The following is a 1,339-nucleotide window of genomic DNA, read 5'->3' as shown; positions in this document are numbered from 1 at the left end:
AATGGTCTTGCTGAAAAATCCAATCTGCTCAAGCGCATTGTTCAAGCCTTGCTCGTCGTCGTTGACAACCGATGCAAAAGCTTGGCGATAACCAGTGCTAAATTGTTCGCTGTATTCGCGAGTCGCGCCGAAATCTAATAAGCCGATTTGACGGGTGTTCTCGATATACAAGTAGTTGGCAAAGTTGGGGTCGGTTTGGACCATTTTAAATTCGAACAGCTCTCGGAACAGCAATTCGAGTAAACTGTGCATTACAAAGTCGCGTGTGCTTTGGTCATAATGCTCGATTTGTTCAATCGGACTACCGTCAATAAATTCCATTGCGAGCACGGCGTCGGAAGAGCTTCCGGTGTGGATTTTCGGCACGACAAAATGAGGGTGATCCTTCAAAGCGTCATGATAACGAATGGCAAAGTGCGCTTCTCGTGCGTAGTCCGCTTCATCATGCAGTTGCTTTTTAGCTTCTTCCAATAGTCCTTTGTAATCAACCGATTCGGGAATCAAGCCAACGACTTTGAGCAGAGTCCCCACGTTATCGACGTCACTGTCGATACTTTTCCTTACTCCCGGATACTGCACTTTCACCGCGAGGTTATCACCTGCATCACTGTAGGCCTGGTGAACTTGACCAATGGAAGCGCTGGCTATTGGCTTGAAGTTAAAGGAGAGGAACTCAGTTTTCCAATTCGTTCCTAGCGCGTTTTCCATTACTGCGTTGAGTTGTTTTGCTGGCATAGGATCTGCGTTTGAGCGAAGTCGCGAGAGAATATCAGCGAGGTCTGGTTCCAAAACATCGCCAGCATCCATAGAGAGCATTTGACCAAGCTTCATCGCTGCACCCCGCAAGTGGGCTAGTTGGTCTGTTAAACGCGCAATGTTTTGCGGCGTTAGTAACAGGTCTTTCGCTTTGGGTTTATTGCCTTTAGCGATTTGTTTGGTGCCTTCAGCAATCACGTTGCCTGCGACTCGGGTTGCAAGGGAAGCGAACTTGCTGAATCTTGAGATGCGATGGGTGGGTAGGCTTCTTTCCTTTGCCGACATGAATTTTCTCCGTTATTTACTAACTATTTGTTATACGGGAAAACTACGTGCTTGGATACAAATGAAAAGAAAACCGCCAGCGGAACTGGCGGTTTGGGAGTTTAGATAGAGTAGAAGAAGTACAGTTGCGACTTCATTCGGATGATGATGCCACGAATCACATCCAAGAACGCTAGGAAACCAATTGGTTTCTCGCCGCTGACCCATGCTAGACCAACTGAGCCGACAGGGATATCGTAGCCTTCTGGCTCATCAATCTTGAGGCGAACAAAGTGGTGTTTGTTCTGCAAGTTCTTAC

The 1,339-nt window shown here is 47.3% G+C and carries 1 protein-coding gene and 1 pseudogene; both read right to left on the bottom strand.

Going from position 1 to position 1,339, the window contains the following annotated elements; translation table 11 throughout:
- On the bottom strand, nt 1-1,041 hold a 1,041-nt coding region (locus AC4MRV_RS22120; protein WP_491189416.1), incomplete at its 3' end, for an ABC1 kinase family protein.
- Between the two features lie 101 nt (nt 1,042-1,142).
- Nucleotides 1,143-1,339 (bottom strand): annotated as a pseudogene (locus tag AC4MRV_RS22115) (HlyD family secretion protein); the annotation flags it as partial.

The sequence above is a fragment of the Vibrio sp. genome (genome assembly GCF_984391705.1).
Note: the sequence above shows the minus strand (reverse complement) of the source record. Positions and strands in the feature narration are given on the sequence as shown.